General features: G+C 35.3%; 25 protein-coding genes and 1 tRNA gene. 9 read left to right on the top strand and 17 right to left on the bottom strand.

Translation table 11 applies throughout. The features are described 5' to 3' along the window. Positions 1–123 precede the first annotated feature (123 nt). The 4 genes from HY04AAS1_RS06405 to HY04AAS1_RS06390 are packed head-to-tail and all read right to left on the bottom strand — an operon-like array spanning position 124 to position 4664. Positions 124–1941: a flagellin gene (locus HY04AAS1_RS06405; RefSeq protein ID WP_012514312.1), complete on the bottom strand. Its 1818-nt coding sequence runs from the start codon at positions 1939–1941 to the stop codon at positions 124–126. A gap of 60 nt (positions 1942–2001) precedes the next feature. Beyond that, positions 2002–3450, bottom strand: coding sequence for a menaquinone biosynthesis decarboxylase (locus HY04AAS1_RS06400; protein WP_012514311.1), 1449 nt, complete (start codon positions 3448–3450; stop codon positions 2002–2004). A 22-nt stretch (positions 3451–3472) separates the two neighbouring features. Beyond that, the gene (gene rimM / locus HY04AAS1_RS06395) at positions 3473–3982 is read right to left on the bottom strand and encodes a ribosome maturation factor RimM (RefSeq protein WP_012514310.1); all 510 of its coding nucleotides are present in this window, start codon (positions 3980–3982) and stop codon (positions 3473–3475) included. Continuing rightward, complete coding sequence (locus HY04AAS1_RS06390; RefSeq protein ID WP_012514309.1) at positions 3975–4664, bottom strand: response regulator transcription factor; 690 nt, start codon at positions 4662–4664, stop codon at positions 3975–3977. The genes rimM and HY04AAS1_RS06390 overlap by 8 nt, the downstream gene beginning before the upstream one ends. Before the next feature lie 91 nt (positions 4665–4755). On the opposite strand from HY04AAS1_RS06390, the gene HY04AAS1_RS06385 reads away from it, so the two are divergent. From HY04AAS1_RS06385 to recG, 5 genes are read left to right on the top strand one after another with little or no spacing between them, the layout of a single operon-like run. Next, positions 4756–6027 (top strand): succinate--CoA ligase subunit beta, encoded by a 1272-nt coding sequence (locus tag HY04AAS1_RS06385; protein ID WP_012514308.1) that lies wholly within the window; start codon positions 4756–4758, stop codon positions 6025–6027. A 10-nt stretch (positions 6028–6037) separates the two neighbouring features. Beyond that, on the top strand, positions 6038–7027 hold the full coding sequence (locus tag HY04AAS1_RS06380; RefSeq protein WP_012514307.1) for a succinyl-CoA synthetase subunit alpha: 990 nt from the start codon (positions 6038–6040) through the stop codon (positions 7025–7027). Between the two features lie 33 nt (positions 7028–7060). Continuing rightward, positions 7061–7375, top strand: coding sequence for an SMR family transporter (locus tag HY04AAS1_RS06375; protein WP_012514306.1), 315 nt, complete (start codon positions 7061–7063; stop codon positions 7373–7375). A 10-nt stretch (positions 7376–7385) separates the two neighbouring features. Continuing rightward, positions 7386–10883 (top strand): translocation/assembly module TamB domain-containing protein, encoded by a 3498-nt coding sequence (locus HY04AAS1_RS06370; protein ID WP_012514305.1) that lies wholly within the window; start codon positions 7386–7388, stop codon positions 10881–10883. Next, positions 10883–13276, top strand: coding sequence for an ATP-dependent DNA helicase RecG (recG, locus tag HY04AAS1_RS06365; RefSeq protein ID WP_041308073.1), 2394 nt, complete (start codon positions 10883–10885; stop codon positions 13274–13276). The genes HY04AAS1_RS06370 and recG overlap by 1 nt, the downstream gene beginning before the upstream one ends. Here the strand turns inward: recG and HY04AAS1_RS06360 are convergent. From HY04AAS1_RS06360 to hfq, 13 genes are all read right to left on the bottom strand, one after another. Beyond that, the gene (locus HY04AAS1_RS06360) at positions 13263–13649 is read right to left on the bottom strand and encodes a thioredoxin family protein (RefSeq protein ID WP_012514303.1); all 387 of its coding nucleotides are present in this window, start codon (positions 13647–13649) and stop codon (positions 13263–13265) included. The genes recG and HY04AAS1_RS06360 overlap by 14 nt on opposite strands. Then, complete coding sequence (locus HY04AAS1_RS06355; protein WP_012514302.1) at positions 13649–15169, bottom strand: hypothetical protein; 1521 nt, start codon at positions 15167–15169, stop codon at positions 13649–13651. Before HY04AAS1_RS06355 ends, HY04AAS1_RS06360 begins: the two co-directional genes overlap by 1 nt. 8 nt (positions 15170–15177) lie before the next feature. Then, positions 15178–16251, bottom strand: a complete 1074-nt coding sequence (leuB, locus tag HY04AAS1_RS06350) for a 3-isopropylmalate dehydrogenase (protein ID WP_012514301.1) — start codon at positions 16249–16251, stop codon at positions 15178–15180. Between the two features lie 55 nt (positions 16252–16306). Further along, positions 16307–16945: a phosphoribosylglycinamide formyltransferase gene (purN, locus tag HY04AAS1_RS06345; RefSeq protein WP_012514300.1), complete on the bottom strand. Its 639-nt coding sequence runs from the start codon at positions 16943–16945 to the stop codon at positions 16307–16309. Next, positions 16942–17520, bottom strand: coding sequence for a phosphoribosylanthranilate isomerase (locus HY04AAS1_RS06340; RefSeq protein WP_012514299.1), 579 nt, complete (start codon positions 17518–17520; stop codon positions 16942–16944). The genes purN and HY04AAS1_RS06340 overlap by 4 nt, the downstream gene beginning before the upstream one ends. A 1-nt stretch (position 17521) precedes the next feature. Next, on the bottom strand, positions 17522–18004 hold the full coding sequence (gene lspA, locus HY04AAS1_RS06335; RefSeq protein WP_012514298.1) for a signal peptidase II: 483 nt from the start codon (positions 18002–18004) through the stop codon (positions 17522–17524). Continuing rightward, entirely contained in the window at positions 17974–20166 is a 2193-nt protein-coding gene (gene purL / locus HY04AAS1_RS06330; RefSeq protein ID WP_012514297.1) for a phosphoribosylformylglycinamidine synthase subunit PurL, read from the bottom strand. The genes lspA and purL overlap by 31 nt, the downstream gene beginning before the upstream one ends. 21 nt (positions 20167–20187) lie before the next feature. Next, the gene (locus tag HY04AAS1_RS06325) at positions 20188–20397 is read right to left on the bottom strand and encodes a hypothetical protein (RefSeq protein WP_337954068.1); all 210 of its coding nucleotides are present in this window, start codon (positions 20395–20397) and stop codon (positions 20188–20190) included. A gap of 55 nt (positions 20398–20452) precedes the next feature. Beyond that, entirely contained in the window at positions 20453–20812 is a 360-nt protein-coding gene (locus HY04AAS1_RS06320; RefSeq protein ID WP_012514295.1) for a hypothetical protein, read from the bottom strand. Beyond that, positions 20775–22052 carry a phosphopyruvate hydratase gene (gene eno, locus HY04AAS1_RS06315; protein ID WP_012514294.1) on the bottom strand — a complete coding sequence of 426 codons (1278 nt, stop codon included), beginning with the start codon at positions 22050–22052 and terminating at the stop codon, positions 20775–20777. Before eno ends, HY04AAS1_RS06320 begins: the two co-directional genes overlap by 38 nt. A gap of 23 nt (positions 22053–22075) precedes the next feature. Next, positions 22076–22148: transfer RNA gene (locus HY04AAS1_RS06310), tRNA-Val, on the bottom strand. Between the two features lie 10 nt (positions 22149–22158). Beyond that, the gene (uppS, locus tag HY04AAS1_RS06305; RefSeq protein ID WP_012514293.1) at positions 22159–22860 is read right to left on the bottom strand and encodes a polyprenyl diphosphate synthase; all 702 of its coding nucleotides are present in this window, start codon (positions 22858–22860) and stop codon (positions 22159–22161) included. 40 nt (positions 22861–22900) lie between these two features. Continuing rightward, complete coding sequence (gene hfq / locus HY04AAS1_RS06300; RefSeq protein ID WP_012514292.1) at positions 22901–23164, bottom strand: RNA chaperone Hfq; 264 nt, start codon at positions 23162–23164, stop codon at positions 22901–22903. 82 nt (positions 23165–23246) lie between these two features. Here hfq and frr point away from each other — a divergent pair, with 82 nt between their 5' ends. The 4 genes from frr to HY04AAS1_RS06280 are packed head-to-tail and all read left to right on the top strand — an operon-like array spanning position 23247 to position 26299. Beyond that, positions 23247–23795: a ribosome recycling factor gene (frr, locus tag HY04AAS1_RS06295; protein ID WP_012514291.1), complete on the top strand. Its 549-nt coding sequence runs from the start codon at positions 23247–23249 to the stop codon at positions 23793–23795. Further along, entirely contained in the window at positions 23792–24580 is a 789-nt protein-coding gene (gene trpA / locus HY04AAS1_RS06290; RefSeq protein ID WP_012514290.1) for a tryptophan synthase subunit alpha, read from the top strand. The genes frr and trpA overlap by 4 nt, the downstream gene beginning before the upstream one ends. Then, the gene (locus tag HY04AAS1_RS06285) at positions 24577–25245 is read left to right on the top strand and encodes a response regulator transcription factor (RefSeq protein WP_012514289.1); all 669 of its coding nucleotides are present in this window, start codon (positions 24577–24579) and stop codon (positions 25243–25245) included. The genes trpA and HY04AAS1_RS06285 overlap by 4 nt, the downstream gene beginning before the upstream one ends. After that, a complete protein-coding gene (locus tag HY04AAS1_RS06280; RefSeq protein ID WP_041308070.1) occupies positions 25226–26299 on the top strand; it encodes a HAMP domain-containing sensor histidine kinase in 1074 nt (357 codons plus the stop codon). The genes HY04AAS1_RS06285 and HY04AAS1_RS06280 overlap by 20 nt, the downstream gene beginning before the upstream one ends. Positions 26300–26325 lie beyond the last annotated feature (26 nt).

Genomic DNA, 26325 nt, shown 5'->3' with positions numbered 1-26325 from the left:
AACCTCCTTTCATGTGTTGCAAGTAAATATATATTTATTTAGGAGGTTAATGTATGATATATATTTGGTTATAATTTTTATTGTTTATAAACCCTCCCCAAAAGGGGAGGTATGTGATTGATATTATCTGAAGAGCGTGAGAAGTTGTTGTGGGACTGCGTTTGCTTGAGCTAACATTGCGAGGGCTGATTGTTGTAGTGTATTGTCGTTTTGATATTGGGTCATTGCTTGAGATACATTTAAGTCTCTTATAGCTGCTTCAGCGTTCAATGTGTTAGTTTGACCTGTTTGATCTCCGTTTGCAAGCGTTTGCATTTGTTGCATTACAGAACCTACTTGAGCTCTTATGGTATCAACATAGTTTATAGCGTTTTGGAGTATTATTTGAGCTTGGTTTGCACCTTGGGTGTTGGTGACGTTTATAGCCAATAGATCTTTTACAAAGTAGTTATAACCAGCTGTTTGGACACCGTTTACCGTTGTGGTGTTTGTGGAGCTATATCCGTTTATATAGCTGTTTGACACTTGTGTATTGAACACAAGGTTGTTTATAAGATTGTCGCTTGTACTTGCGCCTTGACCAAATGATGCAACTTGTAGGTTTGATGGGCTTGTAATCTGCAATGAACCCACAGATACTACAGCTCCATATGTAGCTGAAGCTGTACCGTCTAAGCTTGCAGGTGTTACAGCACCAAACTTTGCCAAGTTTAACCCGTATGTGGCTTGTTGTGAGCTTGATGCTCCAAGGGCGTTGTTTACGTTTACATTTATTTGGAATGTAGAACCGTCTGTGGTGTAAAGTTGTAAGTATTGACCTGTAGAGTCTGTGGTGGCGTACACACCAGTATTTGTAGCAACACCATTTATAGCAGATACTATATTTTGTAAGCTGTATGTTTGTCCACCTACTAGGTTTATAGTCTGAGATACAGTACCTACGTATTGACCGTTTGCAAGTTGTTCTGCTTGACCTGATGCGTTTGTAAGTGATGTAAAACCAACACCTACAGTGCTGCTTTGTTCTACTTGTCTTGATATTACTATACTTACTGTAGCAGAAGATGCTACTTGTATAGTACCGAAAGCTTCTGTACCTTGTAGTGTGTTGGAAGCTTGGGCTGTAACTGTACCGTTGAATACAGAGTTTATGTTGCCAGCTATTATATTTGCATCTAAGTATGCGTTTGTGGCTGAGGCGTATGCACTTGCTACAACTTCGTTACCGTTTATAAATAGCTGTTTGTTACCATCAAACAATACATCGGATGTTACTACTGTTTGTGAAGCAGTTGTATTGGCACCATCGTAAGTTGTGGCGCTTGCTGTGGTGCTTACATTTATGGGTCCGGAACCACTGTAGTAAGCCATTATATTTGCGGCGGTAGAACCGTTGTTTACATTGGTAAAATCTCCAGTTTGGGCTATAGCAGCACCCATTCTTTCTATGGATAGGTTGCCTATGGATATGTTTATATACTGACCAGCTTGACCACCAAATTGAATGGCTTGGTTTACAAAATTACCATTGAAAAGTGCTTTGCCGTTAAACGTGGTGGTGTTAACGATTTGTTTGATAGATTGTGCTAAAGCTGATATTTGGTTTTGTAAAGCACCAGCTGAGTTTATGTTGTTGGTGGAGTTACCAGCGTTAACGGCGTAAGTGTACATGGTGTTTAGAGTGTTGTAGATTTGAGATAGTTGTCCATCAGCCACTTGAGCCAAAGAATAGCCTTGCTGGGTATTTAAATAACCCTGTCCTAAAGCTGTACCCAACGTATGTAATTGGTCTGCTATAAATAGACCAGCTGGGTCATCTGCTGCACTCAATATCCTTAAACCTGTGGATATGTGAGTGATGTCGTTGGTAACATTTTGGTTTGCTTGTTGTAAAGCGTTGTTAGCTACAAGCGCACCGTAGTTAAAATTGATTGATAACATAACACACCTCCTAAAACTTGTTATTTAACATATCGGAGGTTTTTAAAGTTTTTTTAGCTTTTAAGATAAAAATCTTGATATGTTTTGCCATATGCTATCAACCTTTCTTTTTGTTTCATCGTCAGTTTTAGCCACCTCTGGCCATATCCTTGTATATCCTTCTTCTTTTAGTTTTTTTGTGGCATCTATTATAATCTTACCACCAAAGCCTACTTCGTTGGTAGAATGATCAAGTACATCTATGGGTCCTTTTGTGATGATTATATCCCTTAATGGGTCCGTGTTGTTGCCCCATATCCAAAGCACTTCGTCTATATCGTGCACGTTTACCCATTCATCAAAAACCACTATGTATTTTTCCAAAGACATTAGCCCAAGCCCAAGCAAAGCGTACGCTACTTTAAAAGCGTGCCCAGGATAGCGCTTTTTTATGGAAACAAAGCAAAAGTTGTGAAATACTCCACTTGCTGGAAGATGATAATCCACTACCTCTGGTAAGTTAAACTTAATAAGGGGTAAGAATATACGCTCTGTAGCATAGCCAAGGTATTTATCCTCTTGGGGTGGTGGTCCTACTATAGTGGATATATATATTGGATTATCTTTAGATAAAATGGCTGTGATGTGCATCGCTGGGTATTTATCTACCGGTGTGTAAAAGCCAGTATGATCTCCAAAAGGCCCTTCATCTATCAGTGGTTCTTCTGGGTCTACATAACCTTCTATTACAAAATCTGCGTATTTTGGATATTCTATATCAACGGTTTTACCTTTTACAAGCTCTGCAGGGTTTTCTCTTACCATACCTACAAACAAATACTCATCCACTTCTGGTGGAAGAGGTGCCGATGCGCTGTAAGTACAAACTGGATCTGCACCTATTGCTATAGCTACTGGTAATTTTTTACCAAGTCTTTTTGCCTTATGAAAGTGTGAGTTTCCGTCTTTGTGTATTTGCCAATGAAGAGCTACTTTTTTTTCTTCTAAAAGCTGTATACGGTACATCCCTACGTTTCTGATACCTGATTCTGGGTCTTTTGTGATAACCTGAGGAAGTGTTATATACCTTCCCCCATCTTTGGGCCAGCACTTTAAAACCGGTATATCAAATACACTTTCACTAAAGGTTTTATATGGGTTTTTAGATTCTACCTTTGGTAGTGCGTCGTTTAGTTTTTTTAATTCTGGGAGTTTTTTAAGCTTTTCTAAAAATGTATTTGGTATCTCTGGTCTTAATACTTTATAAAGCTTCCAGCCTATATCTTCAAGGTTTTCATAACCAAAGATGATTTTTAACCTTTTATAAGAACCAAAGGCATTTGTGAGAACAGGTACATTGTAGCCTTTTACGTTTGTAAAAAGTAGAGCTTTTGGGTCTTTTGTCTTACACATTCTATCTGTTATCTCTGTTATCTCATAATGAATGTCAATGGGGTCTTTTACCTTTATAAGCTCGCCTTCTTTTTCTAAGATATTTACCAACTCTTCTGTGGTTTTAATGCTTCGCATAAGTAAAATATATTTAGTTTTGTTAGCTTTTCAAATCTAAGATATAATCTTTGGAAAGTATTATTTGGTCTTTGTCTAGTTTTACCAAAAACGGTTCTTCCGCTGGTATTATATATTTACCAAAGTCTATTTCAAGATAGTCTTTGTTTGCATATTTAAATACGTTTGTCAGTCTTCCAAGCTCTTCGCCGCTATCTAACTTTACTTTTTTTCCAAAAAGCTCGAAAAGAAATACCGTGTCTTCTTTTCTTGGTAAATCTTTTGCACTTGCAAAGACTGTGGCGTTGCAGAAGCTTTTTGCCATCTCCACTGTGTCTATTCCTTTTATGTGGCATAGTATCTTGTTTTGGTGCTTTTTAAATGTTACGTTAAAAGCTTTAAACTCTTTAGTTTGTTTGTTTTGTAAATATATCTGTTTTAGGTTTTTAATATAAAAATCTATATCTTCCTCAAACTCAAAAACCACTTCCAAATCACCTTTTAATCCAAACGTTGATAAAAATCTTCCTATTGTTACCTTATCTTCACTCATCTTTTAGACTAAACTTGTAACCTACACCTCTTATCGTTCTTATATATTTACCAAAATCCCCAAGTTTATCCCTTAAATGTTTTATATGAACATCCACTGTTCTATCGTTTATGTCTGTGCCATATGACCATAGCATATTTATTATTTTATCCCTTGTCATTATTTTGTCTATATTTTCAAGTAGATATTTTAATATTCTAAATTCTGTTTTTGTAAGATTTATAGGTTTTCCATCCAAAGTTACTTCCATCTTATCTTCATCTAGTTCAAGATTTTCTACTTTTAACTTGTTTGTGGTAATTGTTTTTTTGTATCTGTTTAATACAGCCCTTATCCTTGCTATTAATTCTTTTGAAGAGAATGGTTTTGTGATGTAATCATCGGCCCCTGCATTAAAACCTTCTATCTTGTCTTCTTCTTCTGATTTTGCGGTAAGAAATATAATAGGTATATCTTTGTAGAGGATGTTTTGTCTTAGTATTTTTGCTATCCTTACTCCGTCGTAACCAGGAAGCATTATATCAAGTATTATTATATTTGGAATTGTTTGTTCCATTGTTTTGAAAAATTCGTTGCCGTTTGTAAAGTGTTTTACCTCAAACCCCTCGTTTTCTAAGTTGAAGGTAAGTATCTCAGCTAAATCAATATCATCTTCTACTACGTATACAACATCTTTATCCATATAAGTTATTATAACTTAAAAGCCTTAATTGTTTTTCCAATCATCAAATGTGATATAATATTAGTCAATTTCTAAAGGAGGCAAAAGTCTTATGAACCTCTATGAGTTTGAAGCTTACGATAAGATTTTTAAGAAGTACGGCGTACCTGTTTTAAATTATATGTATGCCGATCATATCAACGATGATTTAAAGGACTTTGCCAATAAACTTGGTGAGTCTGTGGTTAAGTCTCAAGTGCTTGTAGGGAAACGTGGCAAGGCAGGGGCTGTAAAACTTTGCAAAACACCGGAAGAGGCTATAGAAACTGCTAAAGCTCTTTTACAGTATCCAGTTTACGGCGAGATGCCAGTGGGTATTATAATTGCCGAAAAAGCCAAAATACTAAAAGAGTTGTATGCCTCTATCACATATTCTACAGAGACAAGGACTCCGGTGTTAGTGCTTAGCTTAGAAGGTGGTATGGATATAGAAGAAGTCCCACCAGAAAAGGTAAGAACCTTTAAGATAGATCCATTGGTAGGTTTATATCCTTACATGGTAAGAGAATACCTTATGGATATGGGATTTCCTAAGGAGTATATTGGAGTCTTAAGGGAGTTATCAGAAGTTATAGCAAACCTTTATAAGGCTTTTTGGGAAACAGAAGCAAAACTAATAGAGATAAACCCCCTTGCCATATGCGATGTAAATGGAAAGCAAAAGGTGTATGCCCTTGATGCTGTAGTAACTATAGATGATGATGCATCTATACCACCTACTAAGATATACGGTGTTAGAAGTGCTATGAAACGCCCACCTACCCAAAGAGAGATAGAAGCCTCTTTGATAGATAGAGACGATCATAGAGGCAAAGCCGGTTCTTATGTGGAAATGGATGGTGATATAGCCCTCATGACCTTTGGTGGTGGTGGTTCTACGGTTACCATAGAAACTTGCTACAACATAGGCCTAAAGCCTGCAAACTTTACAGATATAGGCGGAAATCCACCGGCTGAGAAGATGTACAAAATAACACATATCATTCTTTCAAAACCAGGTATAAAAGGTGTTTTGGTATGCGGTGGTACCTCAAACAACACTCGTATAGATGTGACGCTTGGTGAAGGCGTGGCAAACGCTATAAGAGATCTGAAAAAAGAAGGTAAACTTGATCCAAATTGGGTATGGGTAGTAAGAAGAAACGGTCCTGAAGCTGAAAAAGGTTTGAGGATGCTTTATGAGGCTTTTAAAGAGTGTGGTGTGAAAGGTGAGATTTACAATTCGTCTTTACCTCTTACTGAAGCACCTGTTAGATTGAAGTATCTCTTGGAGCATCAAGTAAAATCTATAAATGATAACGTTGCTGAAGATTTAGGAGTATAAGGAGCGTGTTATGAAAGGTACTGTTTACTTAAATGAAAATACAAGGTTTGTGGTGATAGGTATTACAGGAAGAGAAGCTTCCCAGGTGGTTACAGAGACAGAAGCTCTTTATCCTGGATTTATAAAAGCTGGTGTTACGCCTGGAAAAGGCGGCGCTAGTGTTGCCAACGTACCAGTTTATAATACTGTCAAAGAAGCCAAAACTCATCATCCTGAGATAAACGCAGGTCTTATATATGTGCCACCTGTATCTGTAAAAGACGCTGTCATTGAGCTTGTAAACAACGGTATAAAACTTATATATATTATCACTGAGCATGTACCAATAAGAGATACAGCTTACTTCTATAACTATGCCAAAGAAAGAGGTGTTATCATAGTAGGTCCTACTTCTCTTGGTGCCATAGTACCTTCTGTGCCTATGAGGGTTGGTGCTATTGGCGGTAAGGATCCTTCCATTGCCTATAAACCTGGTGGTCTTGTGATATTGTCAAAATCTGGTGGTCTTACTACCACCACCGCTGAGATGATGATGAGAAGAGGTTGGGGTGTTTATACCGCTATCGCTCTTGGAGGAGACGTAATATCTTGTACTACATTTGAAGATGTTATAAGAAATATACATAACGATCCGAATGTAAAAGCCATCGTTATCCAAGGCGAAGTTGGTGGTACTTACGAAGAAAACGCAGCTATGGCTATATTGGAACTTTATAAACAGGGTAAGTGGAAAAAGCCAGTGGCTGCTTTTGTGGCAGGAAGATTTCAAGAAAATTTGGAAGGCGTATCCTTTGGTCATGCCGGTGCTATAGTGGAAAGGGGTAAAGGCAAAGCTAGCACCAAGATAAAACTTTTTAACGAAGTGGGTAAAGAAACGGGTCTTGTTAAAGTGGCTGAATTTTATCACGATTTACCTACTTGTTTGGAAGAGCTTGGTGTTCCAAGAGACTTTGAAGATACCACCGGTGCTTCTGTGAAACCCCTTTACTCTACCATATAAAAAATATATCCCCTTCTTTTGGAGGGGGCTTTTATGATATACTGGTTAGCTCTTTTTTTAGCTCTTTTTCTTAATGCTTTTTCAAATATAGCTGTAAAAATAGGTGCTATTAAAAGCTCAAAACTTTTTATACTGGCTGGTCTCTTGGGTTTTGGTATTCAATTTTTGTTTTACGCTTTTGCTCTAAAAAAGATAAATCTAAGTATTGCCTATCCTATCATGGTGGGAAGTGGATTTGTGATTATAAGTTTATTTTCTTATTTCTATCTAAAAGAGCATATGAATATATACGATTTTGTTGGTATGGTTCTTATATTTGTTGGTGTTTTGCTTATAAGTGTAAGATAAAATATTTGTAATGAAGAAATTTTTAAGGGTTTTAGTGTTTGTTTTAGCGCTTTATTTTCTTGTTTTAAACCCGATTTATTTTATATATAAACATCATATAAGCTTTGGTTATAAAAATAGAAGTTTTTATATTAAAAATTTGGCTTTTAAAATAGATGGAAAAGATATAAAAATAAATAAAATTATATTTTACAGGCTGGGCTTAGGTATAAAAGGGCTTTCTTACAGTTCAAAGCCTTTGTTTTTTTATTTAAAAGATGGAGATTTATATCTTTATCGTAAGCATGTATATGCCGACGCCAACCAGTTAAACATCATTCTTGTGGCTCAGAACAATAAACCTTCTAACGTTCCAAATTTTAATCTAAGGCTTTACGAAAGATTTTATAAAATACTCCATGTAAATGTTAAAAATCTTTATATAGCTGGAGCGGATAGATTTTACAACAACGCTTTTGCACTTTTCATACCCCGAGTTAGCCTTGAAGACGGCATTCTTCATACAGAAGATTATGCTCGTTATGTTTATCTTAGCAAAAGCTCAAGACATGAGCTTTTTGTATATGTGCCAAAAGCATACTTAAAAGACGGTTATTTTGTGGCAAAGAATGTAAACGCCGTATCTTATTTATACGATTTTAACATAAACTTTTGGTGGGCTCATAGAATAGGTAAAGCAATAGCTTCTGGTTTTGTAATGCCTATAAAAACACCTGTTTTTGATACTTCCACTTTAAACGGCATTTTAAAAGCTATTATAAAAAACAAAGATATATATTTTAACTCACAGTTAAAACTTAGCTATATAAATATACCTTCGTTAAAACCTATAAAACCAGCTTCTTTTGATATAAAGGGATCTGTTTTAGATCAAGGCGATGTGTCTTTTGATGGTATCTTAAAAAGCCCTTTGGCAGAGCTTTATATAAATTATACGGATACACGCAACGATTTTAATATAAACATAAAAAATCTTCATTTAACCAACAAAGATATAGCTTCAAACATAAAATATTCTATAGATTTATACGCTGGTGGAAAGCTATTTTACAGCATAGACAACAAAATCCTAAACTTAGATTTAAAGCTTTCAAACGTAAGACTTTATAAATATACCTTTGGTATTGGGCTTTTAAAGGGAAAACTTGATTTTAAGAAAAAAGATGCTGGTAGTCTATACTACTCTTTGTATGGAAATCAAAGTGTAAAAGGTTATATAGCTTTTAATAACAAAAACATTTTTACAAAAGCAAACTTGGATAATTTTTATATCTCTTACAACAATGTAAACGCTTCTATAAGTGGCATTTTACAAGCAAATCTTTATCCTAAGTTTTTTGTAGAAGGATATTTAAACGCATCTTCTATAAAAGTCCCTTATGTAAATGTTAGCTCTTTACCTATAATGCTTTCTTATAAAGATAATATTTTTACACTTTCTAGTAATTCATCTTATATGAGTGCTTTATTTACTTATCAGAAAAATATTATAAATGGCTATATAAAACCAAAGCACCTTATGATTTACAAGTATATAAACGGTGCAATTTATACTATCGATTTAACAAATGGTATTATCGTGGTATCAAATAAGAACATATATATAAACAACGTAGGGTTTAGCGCTTCTAATTCAAAAAATCTTTACGCTTTTGGCAATATAAACGGTGCTGGAACTCTTAGAAATATCTCTGGAAACGTTGAGATATCAAATGCAAACTATAGATTTTTGAAAAATATAAAAGGAAATGTATATTTTTCTTATAAAAACAATATGCTCAATTTAAAACCTACACTAAAAGAGCAAAACTTTCTACTTACTTCAGATCTAAATATATCAAAGTCAATAAACTTCAATGCTAAGCTAATAGGTAAAAATAAGATTTTGCATGTGGATTTGGCTTTTAACGGTAGCATTGATAGTAAAGAGAACATAAACGCCGTTGGTTTTGCGGTTTATAAAGGCATAAAATTACCAATAAACTTTTACATAAAAAACACCAACGGTGTATATACTATGTATGGAAACGGTTTTAATATTAAGTATAAAAACCTTTATATAAATGTGGCAAGCGTAAGTGGAAGTTCTCAAAAAGACGGTAATATAGCATGGAAAACAAAGGGATTTAAGGTCTATCTTTACAACCAACCTATTTTGGAAACCTCAGCCATAAGTGGTATACTTGGTTTAAAACCTTTTTATTTAAAATCAAACCAAGCACATATAAATGGTCTTCTTAAGGGAAGTTTTTACTTTGGCTACGATAAGAAGTTTTATACAAGCTCAAACGGTGTTATAGATATAGATGATACTTTGGCCTTCATCAAATCAAAGCTTCCTTTCTTATTAGTTGGTAATATAAACTACGCTCTTAATATAGATGATAAAGATATAAACTTATATCTTAAAAGCCAAAAACCTGTTTTACTTCTTTCAAAATATCTATCTTTACCTTTGTACAGCGATATAAACCTTGATATAAAAACTTCTAAAGATGGTTATTTTACACCTGTTAATTTTGTGTTTTCATCTTCTGATGGTAAACATTCTATAGCTTTTAATATAACAACCTCTAACCATAACATTTATATAGGTTCTTCTTTAAAGAGATTACCAGTTTATTTATACTCAAAAAATGGCTATTATCAAGGATTTGTAGATGGATTTGTGGATACAAGTTATATTTTTAAAAATCTTTCTTCTTTTATAAATATAAAAGGACATCTTTACCCAAATGGACTTATTTATATCAAAAGCTTTTCCACTAGCCCTTCTTATGGAAGCTCTCCTAAACTTCCTAAAAATCTTTATATGGATATGGATATTCAGAGTTTGACACCAATTACTGTAATGTTGCCAGAAGGGAACATATATTCTAATATAGAAGGAAAAATCTTTGCAAGAAATGGAAATCTTGGTTATAATCTAAATTTGAAGGCTTCTGGTGGAGAGCTTACTTATTCAGATAAAATATTTTATGTGATGCATGGTGTGTTAAAACTAAAAGATACCAACAAGTATATAAACGTACTTTTGATGTCGCCCGGAGACTCTTACAACACATACATATCGTTGGTAGGAAATTTAGAAGACCCTGCTTTTGATATATACTCAAATCCTCCTATGCCAAAAAGCGAGCTTTTATCTTCTTTCATATTAAACAAATCCGGTATAGCAGCACTTCCTATCAATGCTATGGCTAGCAAACTAGCAAAATATTCACCTTCTGGTTTGGCGAGCAGTATATTTGGAACAAACGTAAACTTAAACGTGTATCCAAGTCAAAGTGCAAACGGTAGTTTAAATACAAATGTAGAAGTAAACAAAGACATATCAAAGAATATAAAGCTAAAAGCTCATATTAGCACAAGTCAAAACCCTCTTGATACTTATTATGGGGGTTCTATAAAACTAACTCCAAACACCTCAATAGAGTTACAGATGTATGGAAACGGCTCTTCGGAAAGTAATATAAGTTTTGAAAAACATTTTGATTTTGGTAGATGATGGAAGATTTAGAAAAGCCCATATCCCTTATAAAAGATTTACTTTCAAGCGATATTAAATTAGAAAGGGTAAAAGGTTTTGGAGCTTATATTAGCAACGCATTAAAACCATACATATCAGAAAGCCTTTATGAAAGTCTAAATATCATAGATGAGCTTTCAAAAGAAAAGAAAAGAGCCCTTTTAGAACAAATACTTCAAGAGTTAGAAGCTTTTGTAAGGCCAAACTATCAAACTACCACAACCCAAAAGCAAAACCTTAGAAGAATAAGGGATTTAAACATAAAAATAGAGGATATGGATTTTTTAAACAAAAACCAAAAGAAGATACTCCATGCAAGTGGTCTAAATACCCTAATAGATGTGCTTTGGTATTTTCCATACACCTACGAAAACAGGCTTGTATTAAAATCAATTTCCTCATTAGCTTTAGATAGTTATGGCACTGTTTTGGTGAAGATAGAAAATCTCATATACGACGAGAAAGAGAAATTTCCTTTTAGTATAATCGCAGCAGATGGTAAATCTAAGCTGGTTTTAAAGTTTAGAGCAAAAGATAAGTCTGTGATGGGCTGGTACCAGAAGGGACAAAATATAGTAGTCTATGGTATGCTGAAAGAGTTTAGGGGCCAAAAATACATGATACATCCAAAGATATTTAGTGAATCCTCAAAAGAAATAGATATCATAAAACCTGTTTATCCGTTGGAAAGATTTGAAGATCCTCAAAGCATATTGGCTTCCTCTTCTCAAAAAAGAAGAAAGCTTTTAGAATCTTCTATAAAATCAATATTAAACTACTACAAAGATTACTGGCAAAACTTACAAGATATATTACCAGAGGAATTTTTAAAAGACAACGATTTGATACCTCTTTCTACAGCTTTTAAGATAATACATGCTGAAGATTACTTTAAAGACTTCAGAAGTTTTGAGTCCATGCTATCAAAAGCCAAAAAACGGTTTTTGTATGAAGAGATATTTATATTTGAACTTGCTATGTTAAAAAGGCGCTCTTTGGTAAAATCTCTAAACGCCCCTTCTATAAACGCTGATCCAGAGAGTATAATAAAAGAGGTACAATCTCATATAAGCTTTCCTCTTACAAACGCACAAAAAAGAGCTATCACAGAAATAATAAACGATATGAGATCTACAAAACCAATGAGTAGACTACTTCAAGGGGATGTGGGAAGTGGTAAAACCCTTGTAGGTATTTCCAGTGCTTTGGCGGTACTAAAAGATGGTTTTCAAGCGGCGGTGATGGTGCCTACTGAGATATTGGCAAACCAGCATTATAAAAACTTTCATGATTTTTTCTCAAAGTTAGGTTATAGGGTTGGGCTTTTAACATCTTCAACATCAAAAACAGACATTCACAAACTTATATCCATAGGGGAGATAAATATAGTAATAGGTACCCATGCTTTGGTCCAAGAAAAAGTAAAGTTTAAAAATCTTGGTTTTGCCATAGTAGATGAGCAGCATCGCTTTGGCGTAGCTCAAAGACAAATATTGTTAGAAAAAAACAACAACCTCATGCCCCATATGCTTTATATGAGTGCTACTCCCATTCCTAGGACTATAGCTATGGGAATTTTTGGAGATTTAGATATCTCTGTTTTGGATGAAATGCCAGCCATGAGAAAGCCAGTAAAAACCTCTGTTTTATATTCAGACAATCAAAAGGATATGGCGTTTTTGATAGAGCATATTAAAAAGGAGCTATCAAACGGCAATAAAGTATACATAGTTTATCCTCTTATAGAAGAATCTGAAAAACTAGATTTAAAAGCTGCCCAAACCGAATACGAAAAATGGAAAAACATATTTAAAGATTACAAAGTGCTTCTTTTGCACGGTCGCATGAGCGACAAGGAAAAATCAAAGGTTATGGAAGAGTTTAAAGAAAGTGGGCATATATTGGTATCCACCACCGTTATAGAAGTAGGTATAGATGTAAAAGAGGCTAGCACCATCGTTATAGAGGATGCTTATAGGTTTGGTTTGTCTCAGCTTCATCAGTTAAGAGGAAGAGTAGGTAGAGGTGATAAAGAAGGCTATTGTTTTTTATTGGTAAACAGCTCTTTTGTCAAAAGCCAAAAACTCACAGAACAAAATGCCACATTGCAAAGATTACGTATTATGGTAAAAACAAGAAACGGTTTTGAAATATCCTTAGAAGATTTGAAACTAAGGGGGCCTGGTGATGTGCTTGGTCTTTCACAATCTGGTTATTTTGGTTTTAATTTTGCAAATTTAAAAAACGAAGAACATTTAAGATTGATGAGCACCATAAGAGAGGCTATTCCAAAGTACAAAAAGGGTATAAGCGAAGATCTTATGTGGTTTGTAAATAAAAAGTATATGGATGAGAAGGTTATTGTGGCTTAGAAAACATGTTTAGTATATCTTCTTTTTTCTTAACGCTTATAAAAGCGCTCACCACATTGCCTTTTTCTATTAAAACCGTAGCCGGAGTACCCATTATACCTAACTCTTGAACAAGTTTTGCCCCTTCTTTGCTATATACGTCTATCTTCTTAACTTTTATCTCTTTTATAGAGTCTATTATAGGAGCCATCACCTTGCAAGCGCCACAGTTCTCAGAATAAAAGTAAAGTATCAATTTTCTCTCGTTTTTAAACTCGTTTAGTGTGGTCCCTTTTAACTTTTTCATCTTGTATGTGGCCAAAAGTCTTAAGCTTATAATAAAAGCCAAAAACAAAATTAAAAATATGGCAATAAGTGTAATAATAGCGTTCATCAGAGCACCTTAAAACTTATTTTGTAAATGTCAGAGTTGTTTTGGATAGGTATTGTACCTACTTTTCCGGTAATAACAAATATACCATCTTTTGTAGATATTATGCCTTCTATAGCTTCTTCAAAAGAAGCACCTCTTAATTTTTTCATATACACAAGCTCGTTGTTTTTGCCACCTATATCAAGAGCGTAAAGATTGCCATAAGCGTACTTTGTAATGCCAAAAAACTTTTCTATGGAGCTTTCTTTGTTGGCACCGATTAAAAATACCGGTAAACCTTCTAACTTAGAAGGAGCGCCCTTTTCATAAAAAATATACTTCATCGTAGTATCATTTATAAAAGGTATATTTACATAAGCGTAACTTCCACCAAATACCGCTGACGATGAGTATAGTTCTGTATCGTTTTTAAATACCCTAAGCCTATGGGAGCTGTCTATGAATATGGTATCGCCTTTGTATAAAGAAGCCCCGTCTATTCTAAAACCAGCTGGCACATCTACATTCTGAACAGCTTTTACTTCACCATTTTCAAAAGCAAGCTGTTTTACAGCTCCAAACTTGCTATCGGCTGTGAAAGTCTGACCCCAGAAGGTTTTATGTGGATGTTTCTTATCTAAAATAGACATAAAGTAATGAATGTGTTTTGCAACTACTACAGGACTGTCTCCTACCATCTTTACTATAAAAGAAGACATATTTGATCCAGTAAACATATTTACAAGTATATAATCTTCTTTGCCCTGACCTATCCTTCCTACGCTCACAGAGATAGGATGTCCTGCCGGTAGACTCATATCTGCTATTTTTACTATATCATCTCTTAAAAGCTGATAGATTAAAAGGTTATCCCTTGTTAAAAGCACCAGATACTCTTTGCCGTTACCGTACAAATCCCCAACGTCCGCACTTAGCACCAAAGAACCCACAGACTTTATAAATTTTGATGTTACAAGAAGATGCAAGTCTCTAATGGATGCTTTTTTTATGATCACACCCTGAGATGATGCTTCATATATAGATTTTTTGATAAAACCACCTGGGACTCCGGAAAAGGCAATACCATAACCTTTTGGAAACTCTCTTATGGTAAGAGCACAGTTTTCACCAGATTTTACGTTTGGAAATATGGCAGCTATATCGTAGAGTTTTTCATCGGAACCTTTAAAACATATATCTGATGTGTCTATTTTGGCTATATCGCCTACGCTTGGTTTTTTACCAGAAATAATCTTACCTACTGCAAAATTATCATAGGCTTTTTCTACTTTTACTTTTGCAACTTCTTTATAGGAATAACCTAAAAACTGATGGCTAAGTGGATTTATAATACGTCCAGTTTGCTCTTTTATATCAAGCACCTCACCTACGTGTAGGTCTTTTCCTGCTATATATACTTCGTTATTTTTTACATTTATCACTTGATAGGTTTCTTTGTTAAGCTTTTGCAAGAAAGGATCTAAATTACCCCCGTATGAAATGCTACATAAAACAGCTAAACTTAGCAAAAACTTTTTCATAAACCCTCCTAAAGGTTTTCTATAACTTTCTTGGTCATTTCTTTTGTGTTTACCTTAATACCCTCTCCTCTATATATATCTTGGGTTCTATACCCTTGAGCCAATGCTTTGTCAACTGCATCTTCTATAGCTTTTGCCACATCGTCCATCTTAAAAGAATATTTAAACATCATTGCCACAGAAAGTATAGTGGCTATAGGATTTGCTATGCCTTTACCTGCTATATCAGGAGCAGAACCGTGTATTGGTTCGTAAAGAGCATATTTATCTCCTAACGATGCTGAAGGAAGCATACCAAGACTTCCTTGTATAACACCAGCTTCATCAGATAGTATATCTCCAAAGATGTTGCCAGTTACTATGGTATCAAAAGAATAAGGTCTATTTACAAGTTGCATAGCGCAGTTATCCACATAAAGATGCTCTAATTCTACATCCTGATAATTTCCGTGTTCTTCGTTTACTATATCTCTCCAAAGCCCAGAGACTTCCAAAACATTTGCTTTATCAACGCTGGTGAGTTTTTTTCTTCTTTGTCTTGCTATCTCAAAAGCTTTTTTTACCACCCTTCTTATTTCTGATTCTTTATAACCCATTGTGTTAAAGCCGTATCTTTCGCCGTTTTCAAGTGTTGTTATACCTCTTGGCTCTCCGTAATACACATCGGAAGAAAGTTCTCTTACCACCATCAAATCTGTGCCTTTTACCACGGATTCTTTTAAAGGTGAGCTTTCTATGAGAGCGTCAAAAACTTTGGCGGGTCTTAAGTTTGCATAAAGGTCTAAGGCTTTTCTTATGCCAAGAAGTCCTTTTTCTGGTTTTTTGTCTGTTGGCAGATCGTCCCACTTTGGCCCACCTACAGCCCCAAGCAGCACTGCATCCGATTCTTTGCATGTTTGCACAGTTTCTTCTGGAAGAGGATTGCCTGTTTTATCTATAGCTATACCACCTATTAGGCCTTCTTTTGTTTCATATTGGAAGTTATATTTTGAAGCTAAGCTATCTAGTACTTCTAAAGCACTATCCACAATCTCAGGACCTATACCATCACCTTTTAAAACAGCTATTTTTAATGTCTTCATGTTTTTATTTTAGCATATTTCTAAGCACAGCTTTAATATATTATTTTTATAGTGGCTAAATTTCTATCTCTAAACAAGGATTAAAAGGATAGCAGTTGTATTTTGCGTTTTTTACGTAGGCTTTTTTATCTTTTATAAACACCCTACCTTGTTCTATCCATTTTATTACTTGGGGTAATAGCTTATGTTCTAAGCTTAGGACTTTTTGTTCTAATATATATTCAGTGTCTTCTTGGTCTATGGGCGTAACCGCTTGGGCAATTATGCAACCAGCGTCTATATCCTCTGTTACAAAATGCACGGTGGTACCGCTAAACTTAACACCAGATTCTATAACTCTTTTGTGCACATCTATTCCTTTAAAAGCTGGTAGCAAAGAGGGGTGTATGTTTATTATCTTTTGTGGATAGGCTTTTATAAAGCCCTCAGAAAGAATAGCCATAAACCCCGCTAGTACGATAAAGTCTATGTTCTTTTCTTTTAAAAGCTTTAAAGCGTTTTCTTCAAACGCATATTTTGGCTTTGGCTCAAAATAAAATACATCTGTGTTGTAAGACTTTGCTATATCTATGGCTTTTGCGTTTTTGTTGTTTGATATGACGATAAACTCTGAGTTTAAAAACCCTTTGTTTTTGGCTTTTAGTATAGCTTCTAAATTTGATCCTCTTCCAGATACAAAAATTGCCATTTTCATAAAGCTTTAGCCCTTTTTATAAATTTTTCTAATTTATCAGGATTTTTTTTACCTGGTTTTTCTTCAACCCCAGAGGCCACATCAACAGCATAGGGTTTTATATCTTTTAAGTGTTGAACGTTTTCTTCGTTTAGACCCCCAGATACAAAAAAATCCCTTTTCAAAGTTTTTAATATGTTCCAATCAAAGCTTTTACCAGTGCCTCCATATTTATCTGATAACGTATCAAAAAGTATAAGATTTTCATCCCAGCATTTTTCTATATCTGGTAGTCTATCTTTCACTCTAAACACCTTTATAATCCTATTTGATATACTGTAAGTGCAATCCTCATCTCCATGAAGCTGGGCAAAATCAAAATAATTAAGAAGCTCTTTTACTGTGTTTAAAGGCTCATTCACTATTACTCCCACTGCTGGTATTTTTAAATGCTTTTTTATTTTAATAGCCTCTTCTAAATTTATGTATCTTTGGCTTTTAGGATATAGTATAAAACCTAAAAAATCAGCTCCAAGTTCTTGGGCTAAAAGGGCATCTTCTAAGTTTGTAATACCGCATATTTTTACCTTTGCCATATTACCCCTCACGCTCTTTTAAAGAAAGAAGTATAAGCCCTGCTATGGATAAACTCACAGCGCTATCTGCCACGTTAAAAGCTGGCCAGTAGTGGTTTCCTATATGGAAATACAAGAAATCTGTCACCTTCCCATAATACACCCTTTCAAACAAGTTTCCGAAAGCCCCACCTGAGAGCATACCCATTAGTATACTAATTTTTGTATCTTTGCTTTTAAAAGCATAAAAACCACTTACAAATATGGCTATCACCGGAAGGACTTCCAAAAGCAACACTCTAAGCATACCACCCAAACTAGATAGCATACCAAAAGCAATGCCCGTGTTATATATAAGCACTATTTTTAGTATAGGTAGTACATCTATGCTTTCGTTTGGTTTTAGTATACTTTTTATCTCTATTTTTGTTATCTCATCCAAGATAAATACCGTTAAAAATGTGATAAAGTATATTAAAAGAAATCCTTTAGGCTGTTTTTCCATATATATTTTACTGTTTCTAAATCACATCTTATAAGTTCTCTGCCGTTGTATTCTATGGTAAAAGATTTTTCTGATATGACGCTTCCTATGAGCATCCAATCGAGATTGGTTTCTTCCACTACACTCTTAAACTGTTCTTCTAAATCTTGGTCTACGCTTACTACTACCCTTGTGGGATTTTCTGCAAATAAAAACATCGTTGGTTCTTCGTCTACATAAAGGCTTATGTAGGCTCCCAAGCTTGTATCTACTAAACTTTCGAATATATTTACTATAAGACCGCCCATCGATACATCATGAGCTGATAGTATTAGGTCTTTTTGTATTAGGCTTATAAGAAGTTTAGATAAGAGTTTTTCTTTTTCAATATCTACTTTTGTAAGAGCACCTTTTACGCCACCAGTTAAAATTTTCTGCACAAGGGAACCGTTTAGAGTGTATTCTTGGTTTAAATTTCCTATAAGGAACAGACTAGAGGGTTTTTTAAACCCGTGATCCATGTGTTTATGTACATCTTCTAAAACTCCAACCCCCACTACCACAGGTGTTGGCATAATGTTTGTGATGGTGCTTCCTTCAACGGTTTCGTTGTATAAAGATACGTTACCGCTTATTACCGGGATGCCAAACTCTTTCATAGCGGATGCCATACCACTTACGCAAAACTCCATCTTTATTGCCACATCTTCTCTTTTTGGGTTTCCAAAGTTTAGACAATCGCTAAAAGCAAGGGCTTTGGCTCCTACGCAAGATAAGTTTCTAGCGCATTCTGCTATAGTCCATCTTGCCCCTTCGTAAGGGTCTGCTTCCATGTAGTAAGCGTTTCCATCAGCTTTTATGGCTATTCCCTGATCTGATTTTACGGCGGGTCTTAAAGGCCACTTTATCCTTAAAACTGCCGCATCACTTGAAGGTCCTATGACCGTGTTGGTGCCCACTTCAAAATCGTATTGAGTATATATATGCTCTTTTGAAGCTATGTTTGGATTTGATATTACCTTTAAAAATAACTCTTTTAGATCTGTTCTATCTGGCAAAAATTTTTCTTTGGATGGTGTAAATGTCTTAGAAGGTGCTATATAGCAACTTGGCACACCTTCTGTTACTATTTTATAGTCCAAAGATGCTACTTTCTCATTTTTAAAATATACGTTTACCGTGTTTGATGTGGTGGTTTCTCCCAACACACACCAAGAAAGGTGAAATTTGTTTGCTACGTTTATTAGCTCTTGTAAGTTTTCTTTTTCGGCTATAAGAAGCATTCTTTCTTGGCTTTCTGAAAGGAGTATTTCGTAAGCGTTCATATCTTTTTCCCTAAGCGGGACTTCATCTAAGTTTATATCAACACCCATATTTGATTTGTAAGCTACTTCAAAGCAAGCGCCAGCTATTCCCCCAGCTCCTAAATCTTGGATACCCACCACCAATTGGTTTTCTACCACATACATTATAGCTTCTAAAAGTTTTTTGCCGTAAAAAGGATCGCCTATTTGGACGTTGGAACGCTTTTTCAAAGCTTTTTCATCAAACTGAGAACTAGCCATCGTAGCTCCATGTATGCCGTCTCTTCCGGTGGATGAGCCTATGAGGAAAAGTATTTGACCTACTTTATTGGCTCTTGCTTTGTATATTCTATTTTTTGGCATTACGCCTATGCAAAAAGCATTTACAATAGGGTTTTTTTCGTAGCAGTTATCAAAAAATGTCTCACCACCAACGGTGGGTATACCTATACAGTTTCCATAGTGGCTTATGCCCTTTACTATCCCTTTGGTGATCCTTTTGGAGTTCTCTCCAAATCTAAGAGAGTCAAGTATCGCTATAGGCCTTGCACCCATAGACATTATATCTCTTATTATTCCCCCTACTCCTGTAGCAGCCCCGTTGAAGGGGTCTATAAAAGATGGATGATTGTGGCTTTCTATCTTAAAAGCAAGCCAAGCATCTTCTAATTCTATAACACCAGCGTTTTCGCCAGGCCCTTGAACCACATAAGGAGCTTCTGTTGGAAATTTCTTAAGAAGGGGTTTTGAGCTTTTATAAGAACAATGTTCAGACCATAAAACCCCAAATATACCGAGCTCTATATCATTTGGCTCTCTGCCTATGAGGGATTTTATAGTTTCATACTCTTGTTGTGTAAGTCCATGCAAATTATCCATTTTAAATATTTTAGCATAGGTTTAAATTAGGTTTGATAATAAATATGTTATACCTATAAAAGCCAAAGATAAAAGCGCAAACTTGAAAATGCTTATAAAGAACAAACTAAGCATAGTATAGCTCAAAATAGCTGGTTTTCTTAGGTGTATAGCGTCGTATTTGTGAGAGATATATATGATAGCCCATATGGTAGCAAAGTAGATTATTGTGTCTAAAATAATTGCGTACATAATACCTGATAGATTTATATGAAAAGGCAAAAATTCCAACAATTGATTGGATAAACTATTTTGAGGATTCATCTTTTGTATCGTCTTCTGGCTTTTTAAACCATAAGCTTTTTGGAAGTATTACAATTTTTTCGTTGGGCCTTTGCATCTGCATATACTCTGTGGCAAACTTTTTCATAAAGAAGTTGGGGTTTTCATCTATTTGCTGTTTTTTTGCATAAAGATACTGATATCTATCCTCTTCTTTTTTTAAAAGAGCTTCTATAGGGGCATTGGATTTTTCAAGGGCTATAAGTGAGAATATATTGGAAGAGCTTATAAAAATATTCCATATCGTATAAAATATAGCCAGCGAGAAAAATCCAAGCGTTATAAAGTTACTGTAAGAACGGCCAAAATTCTTCTTTTGACGCATACATAGCTCCGTAGCCAAGATACTCCTCTATTCTTAGAAGCTCGTTGTATTTGGCTATTCTTTCAGATCTTGATAAAGAACCTGTTTTTATCTGTCCTGCGTTTGTACCTACGGCCAAATGAGCTATAAAGGTATCTTCTGTTTCTCCGGACCTATGGGATATAATGGTGTTGTAGCCGTATTGTTTTGCTATGGCTATAGTTTCAAGGGTTTCTGTGAGAGTGCCTATTTGGTTTAGCTTTATAAGAATTGCGTTTGCCATGCCTTTACCTATGCCCTCTAAAAAGATTTTTGGGTTTGTAACAAACAAATCATCACCCACAAGCTGTACTCTATCGCTTAGTTCTTCTGTAAGTATTTGCCAACCTTCTTCGTCTTCTTCTGAAGCTGGGTCTTCTAACGATATTATCGGATAGTTTTCTAAAAGCTTTATACAAAAATCAAGAAGACCTTCTTTGTCATACTGATTGCCATCTATCGTATATATACCGTCTTTGTAAAACTCCGATGCTGCAAAATCAAGAGCTATAGCGATATCTTCTCCGGGTGTATATCCTGCTTTTTCTATGGCTTTTAGTATAAACTCTATAGCTTTTTCGGTGGATTCTAAGTTTGGTGCAAAACCACCTTCATCTCCTACACAGGTGGCAAAACCATTTTCTTTTAACAAGCTTTTAAGAGTGTGAAATGTCTCGGCTCCCATCCTAAGGGCATCAGAAAATGTCTCGGCTCCATAAGGCACTATCATAAACTCTTGTATACTAAGAGGGTTGTCTGCATGCACTCCGCCGTTTATTATGTTCATAAGAGGCACAGGTAACTTTTTTGCAAAAATACCCCCTAAATATGCAAAAAGAGGTATACCCAGTTCGTTGGCCATGGCTCTTGCTGTAGCCATGCTTACAGAGAGTATTGCGTTTGCTCCCAAATTTGATTTGTTGTCTGTGTCGTCTAGTTCTATAAGCGTTAAGTCTAACTCCGTTTGGCTAGAAGCATCAAGGCCTATGACGGCTTTTGCTATTTCATTGTTTACGTTTTCTACGGCTTTTAACACACCCTTTCCCATATACCTTTCATCTTTGTCCCTTAGCTCTAAAGCTTCTTTTGAACCGGTGGAAGCTCCGCTTGGTACTATAGCTATCCCGCTAGCTCCTGATTCTAATATAACTTCTGTTTCTACGGTAGGATTCCCCCTTGAATCTAGTACCTCTCTTGCTTTTACGTCTATTATTTTGCTCATGATTCCTCCTTTTTATCTATCAATAGGCACGAGGGGGATCGAACCCCTGACCTCAGGCGTGTCGAGCCTGCGCTCTCCCAACTGAGCTACGCGCCTTATTTTCTTATTATATCATATCTACTGGTTGCACTGCTCCAAAGCGTCTTTTTCTTTTAGAAAAATCCTCCACTATCATACAAAGATCTTCTGGTGTAAAGTCTGGCCAATATTTCTCGCAGAAGAAAATTTCAGCATAAGCTATATCCCAAAGCAAAAAGTTGGAGATTCTTTTTTCGTTGCCAGTTCTTATTAGAAGATCCACCGCCGGTAGAAAATGTGTGTCCAAAGCCTTTTTTATATCCTCTTGAGTTACTTGATTTTTTTGAGATAGCAGTTTGTTAAACGCTCTTGTGATATCGTCTAACCCACCGTAATCTACAGCCAGTGTAAGGGTTATAGCGTCGTTTTTTTCGCTTTTTTGTTCTATGCTATCCATGTATTGAAGAAGTTCTTCTGGTATTCTGTCTTTTCTTCCTATAAATTTCATCTTTATGCCGTTTTTTAATATGCTTTCTTCTTTTCTTATGAGGTATTCTTTGAAAAGCTTAAAAAGAACATCTATTTCCTCTTTTGGTCTTTTCCAGTTTTCTGTTGAAAAAGCAAAGAGCGTTATATAGCTAATTCCCAGCTCTTTGGCTTTTAATGTAACGGGTTCTACTGCATCAGCCCCAGCGTAGTGCCCATAAAACCTATTTTTACCTTTTTCTTGAGCCCATCTTCCGTTGCCATCCATTATTATGGCTATATGTTTTGGCACATTTAAGTCCATTAAATTAGTATAAACTAAAAAAGTGAAATCGAGATGAAATCTATATGTTGTAGTTTTCTTCTTCTTCTTCTATCTCGTTGAAGTTTAAGTCTATCCTTTCGGCAGGTATTATTGTAGTTATAGAGTGTTTGTACACGAGGGTTTGCTGTTTGCCGTCTTCTATGAGAATTGTATAAAGATCAAAAGATCTAACTTTCCCTTGTAACCTTACGCCGTTAAGAAGATATATAGACACTTTTACCTTAGACTTTCTTATTTGGTTTAGCATCAAATCTTGTAATCTTGCTGCGTTTTTGCTACCCATAGCTTTACCTCTCAAAGTTAATAATTTATTATTATATCAAAATTTCATAAAAATTATAGGCTTTTGATTTATAATAGATAATATGATAGAGGATATCTTAGAAGAAGCTGAAGAGAGCATGAAAAAGAGTATAAACCATTTTAAGAGTGAGTTGGCAGGTTTTAGGACAGGAAGAGCTTCTACATCGCTGGTGGAGGACATCAAGATAGAGTATTACGGCTCTAGAGTGCCTATTAAACAAGTGGGTAATGTAAGCGTGCCAGAGCCAAACCAAATACTCATTCAAGTGTGGGACCAAAACGCTATATCACCCATCGAAAAGGCTATAATGGAACAGCTTTCTTTAAACCCGGCAAGACAAGGAAACACCCTTCGCATTACGCTTCCACCCCTTACTCAAGAAAGGCGTAAAGAACTTGTGAAGCTTCTACACAAAACCACCGAAGAAGCAAAAGTGGCTATAAGAAATATAAGAAGAGATGCAAAAGAGATGATAGAGTCTTTAGAAGGTATATCTGAAGATGAGATAAAAAGAGCCCTCGATAAGCTTCAGAAAATCACAGACCATTATATAGATGAGATATCAAACCTATCCTCTTCAAAGGAGAAGGAGATTACGGAGTTAAAATGAATATATCAGAGGTTTTTGGGCTTTTAAAACAAAAAAATAAAATAGCATTGCTTTCTTACATGGTGGCTGGATACCCAGATTTGGAAACTTCTTACAAAGCCTTTGATATACTCTTAGAAAACGGCTCTGATATGATAGAGATAGGTTTTCCTTTTTCAGATCCTGTAGCAGATGGACCCACTATTCAAGAGGCTCACACTATAGCCCTTCGGAACGGTATAACCCATAAAGATATATTTGATCTTTCTAAAAGCTTAAAACAAAAACATCAAGATAAACCTTTTTTACTTATGACATACTTTAACCCTATATATAAGATGGGTCTTGATAAATTTTTTAAAGAGGCAAAAGAGTCTGGTATAGATGGTTTTATAATACCTGATTTACCAGCAGAAGAAGCTCAAGGTGTAAAAGATGCCTTAGAGCAAAGATCTCTTAGTCTTGTGATGCTTTTGGCTCCCACTTCTTTTAAAAACAACAGGATCCAAAGCGTTTGTAAGATGTCCACAGATTTTGTTTACATGGTATCTGTTACAGGTATTACAGGGGCGAGGGATATACTGCCCATAGAAAGCATAAAAGAATATACCACCAACTATAGAAAACATTGTCATAAGCCCATAGTTCTTGGTTTTGGTATATCAAGCAAGGAGCATATCGATAGTTTAAAGCCTTATGTGGATGGTGTGGTGGTGGGTAGTCATTTTGTTAAAAGCCTAAAAAAAGAAGGCTTGGAAGGGTTAAAAGAAGAAGCTAAAAAACTTTCTGAAGCCACTTATCTATGAAAGTCCTTGTGGTAGAAGACGATAAGACGCTTTTAGAGCTTTTGTGCAAAAAGTTAAAAGAAAACGGCTTTTTGTGTGAAGGTGCTGATAACGCTCAAGATGCTCTTTTGTATCTAAAAGCCGAAGAGTTTGATGTGATATGCCTTGATATCATGCTTGGAAAAGATAGCGGTATAAATCTATGTAAAGAAATAAGGGAGTTAAACAAAGAGGCTTCTATTATATTTATAAGTGCCATAGCAGATTTATCCACCAAAACAAAAGGTTTTGAGGAGTGCTTAGCGGACGATTATATCACAAAGCCCTTTAGTGTAGAAGAGCTTATCCTTCGTATTAAAGCTGTAATAAGAAGAAAGCACAACATAAAAGGAAGCGTTGTAAAGCTAAGAGAAAATGTCCTTTACGATATGGATAGAAAAGTTCTTATAGTAGATGGAGAAGAGAAAGAACTTACTAGAAAACTTGCCTGCATATTGGAAACTCTTATATTAAAAGCTGGAAAACTGGTATCTTATGAAATGCTTATGCAAAACTGTTGGGATATGGCGGAAGCTCCCAGTCAAGATTCTATTAGGACCCATCTTAAGCTTTTAAGAAAACTTTTAAAAGAAGAAAATAAGGACCTTATAAGAAACGTGCCAGGACTTGGCTACAGACTTGTTTAGAAATATTTTTATAAACGCCAGATTAAAGTTTGCACTTTTAAATTCTTTCATATTTATCTTTTTGATGGGATTTTTTTACTATATAACTTACAATTTATACGTTGGATACGCCGAGGAAATTATAAAGAACCGTTCTGAAGAACTTGCTAAGATAGCTCTTTTAAAAGCTGTAGAGCATAAGCGTTTTAGCCTACCACCTGGATTTAGTATACTCATAAAATCCCAAAACAAAGTTTATTACAGCGCAGATAACCTTGACAAAGACGACAAAAGAGCCATCAGGCTAAAGGATAGATTTGAATACAACGGCAAAATATACACCGTTTTCTTAAAAGCATCAGTGGAAGACATCGTTGAATCTGAAAAACGTATTATATTTTACGCAAGTTTGGTGTTTTTTGGGCTTACGATGGTGGTTTTTGGGATTTCTTACTGGTTTTCTGGGATTTTCTTAAAACCTATAGAAGATTACACCCAGAAGCTCGATATAGTCCTAAAAGGAAGCATGCACGCCATAAACACACCTCTTAGTATTTTAAAGCTTTCTGATATAAAAGATAAAAGGGCTAAAGAGGCCATATCTCGCATTGAAGATACCATAGGACGTGTGAAGTCTATTTTTATATCAAAACCAAGCCAAGAAACTCTTTTAAATATAAACGCCTTTGTAGAAGATGCGTTGGATGCCCTTGAAGATTCCTTAGAATCAAAAAACATCGCTGTAAATCTTGAAGAGAATACAACCCTTAAAGTATATGGAGACCCTGTGGATATTTCCATGATAATAGAAAACATCTTTGACAACGCTATAAAATACAACAAAGAAAATGGTTTTATAAACGTAAAAATATCCTCTTCTAAGCTTGTGGTGGAAAATCCAAGCGAGCCTATAAAAGATACTTCAAGGCTCTTTGAGCTTTTTTACAGAGAAGATGAGTCAAAAGAAGGTTTGGGTCTTGGGCTTTACATAGTAAAAACGTTGTGTGAGAGAAATGGTATATCTGTAAAAGCCAAATACGAAAACGGCATTTTTAGGATAGTGCTTGAATGGTAAAGTTTATATAACTATATTATAAGATT

The sequence above is a fragment of the Hydrogenobaculum sp. Y04AAS1 genome (assembly GCF_000020785.1).
Classification (GTDB): Bacteria; Aquificota; Aquificia; order Aquificales; family Aquificaceae; genus Hydrogenobaculum.
This window is presented reverse-complemented; position numbering and strand designations above follow the sequence as displayed.

What these genes read in the sequence shown, in the direction of transcription:
- HY04AAS1_RS06400 (WP_012514311.1), bottom strand. Translation starts at nt 3,450, where the DNA reads ATGCGAAGCATTAAAACCACAGAAGAGTTGGTAAATATCTTAGAAAAA.
- HY04AAS1_RS06320 (WP_012514295.1), bottom strand. Translation starts at nt 20,812, where the DNA reads ATGCGTCAAAAGAAGAATTTTGGCCGTTCTTACAGTAACTTTATAACG.
- HY04AAS1_RS06385 (WP_012514308.1), top strand. Translation starts at nt 4,756, where the DNA reads ATGAACCTCTATGAGTTTGAAGCTTACGATAAGATTTTTAAGAAGTAC.
- HY04AAS1_RS06380 (WP_012514307.1), top strand. Translation starts at nt 6,038, where the DNA reads ATGAAAGGTACTGTTTACTTAAATGAAAATACAAGGTTTGTGGTGATA.
- frr (WP_012514291.1), top strand. Translation starts at nt 23,247, where the DNA reads ATGATAGAGGATATCTTAGAAGAAGCTGAAGAGAGCATGAAAAAGAGT.
- hfq (WP_012514292.1), bottom strand. Translation starts at nt 23,164, where the DNA reads ATGGGTAGCAAAAACGCAGCAAGATTACAAGATTTGATGCTAAACCAA.
- HY04AAS1_RS06340 (WP_012514299.1), bottom strand. Translation starts at nt 17,520, where the DNA reads ATGGCAAAGGTAAAAATATGCGGTATTACAAACTTAGAAGATGCCCTT.
- purN (WP_012514300.1), bottom strand. Translation starts at nt 16,945, where the DNA reads ATGAAAATGGCAATTTTTGTATCTGGAAGAGGATCAAATTTAGAAGCT.
- trpA (WP_012514290.1), top strand. Translation starts at nt 23,792, where the DNA reads ATGAATATATCAGAGGTTTTTGGGCTTTTAAAACAAAAAAATAAAATA.
- HY04AAS1_RS06405 (WP_012514312.1), bottom strand. Translation starts at nt 1,941, where the DNA reads ATGTTATCAATCAATTTTAACTACGGTGCGCTTGTAGCTAACAACGCT.
- recG (WP_041308073.1), top strand. Translation starts at nt 10,883, where the DNA reads ATGGAAGATTTAGAAAAGCCCATATCCCTTATAAAAGATTTACTTTCA.
- rimM (WP_012514310.1), bottom strand. Translation starts at nt 3,982, where the DNA reads ATGAGTGAAGATAAGGTAACAATAGGAAGATTTTTATCAACGTTTGGA.
- purL (WP_012514297.1), bottom strand. Translation starts at nt 20,166, where the DNA reads ATGGATAATTTGCATGGACTTACACAACAAGAGTATGAAACTATAAAA.
- leuB (WP_012514301.1), bottom strand. Translation starts at nt 16,251, where the DNA reads ATGAAGACATTAAAAATAGCTGTTTTAAAAGGTGATGGTATAGGTCCT.
- HY04AAS1_RS06355 (WP_012514302.1), bottom strand. Translation starts at nt 15,169, where the DNA reads ATGAAAAAGTTTTTGCTAAGTTTAGCTGTTTTATGTAGCATTTCATAC.
- HY04AAS1_RS06370 (WP_012514305.1), top strand. Translation starts at nt 7,386, where the DNA reads ATGAAGAAATTTTTAAGGGTTTTAGTGTTTGTTTTAGCGCTTTATTTT.
- HY04AAS1_RS06390 (WP_012514309.1), bottom strand. Translation starts at nt 4,664, where the DNA reads ATGGATAAAGATGTTGTATACGTAGTAGAAGATGATATTGATTTAGCT.
- eno (WP_012514294.1), bottom strand. Translation starts at nt 22,052, where the DNA reads ATGAGCAAAATAATAGACGTAAAAGCAAGAGAGGTACTAGATTCAAGG.
- HY04AAS1_RS06360 (WP_012514303.1), bottom strand. Translation starts at nt 13,649, where the DNA reads ATGAACGCTATTATTACACTTATTGCCATATTTTTAATTTTGTTTTTG.
- HY04AAS1_RS06285 (WP_012514289.1), top strand. Translation starts at nt 24,577, where the DNA reads ATGAAAGTCCTTGTGGTAGAAGACGATAAGACGCTTTTAGAGCTTTTG.
- HY04AAS1_RS06375 (WP_012514306.1), top strand. Translation starts at nt 7,061, where the DNA reads ATGATATACTGGTTAGCTCTTTTTTTAGCTCTTTTTCTTAATGCTTTT.
- HY04AAS1_RS06325 (WP_337954068.1), bottom strand. Translation starts at nt 20,397, where the DNA reads ATGTACGCAATTATTTTAGACACAATAATCTACTTTGCTACCATATGG.
- lspA (WP_012514298.1), bottom strand. Translation starts at nt 18,004, where the DNA reads ATGGAAAAACAGCCTAAAGGATTTCTTTTAATATACTTTATCACATTT.
- uppS (WP_012514293.1), bottom strand. Translation starts at nt 22,860, where the DNA reads ATGGACTTAAATGTGCCAAAACATATAGCCATAATAATGGATGGCAAC.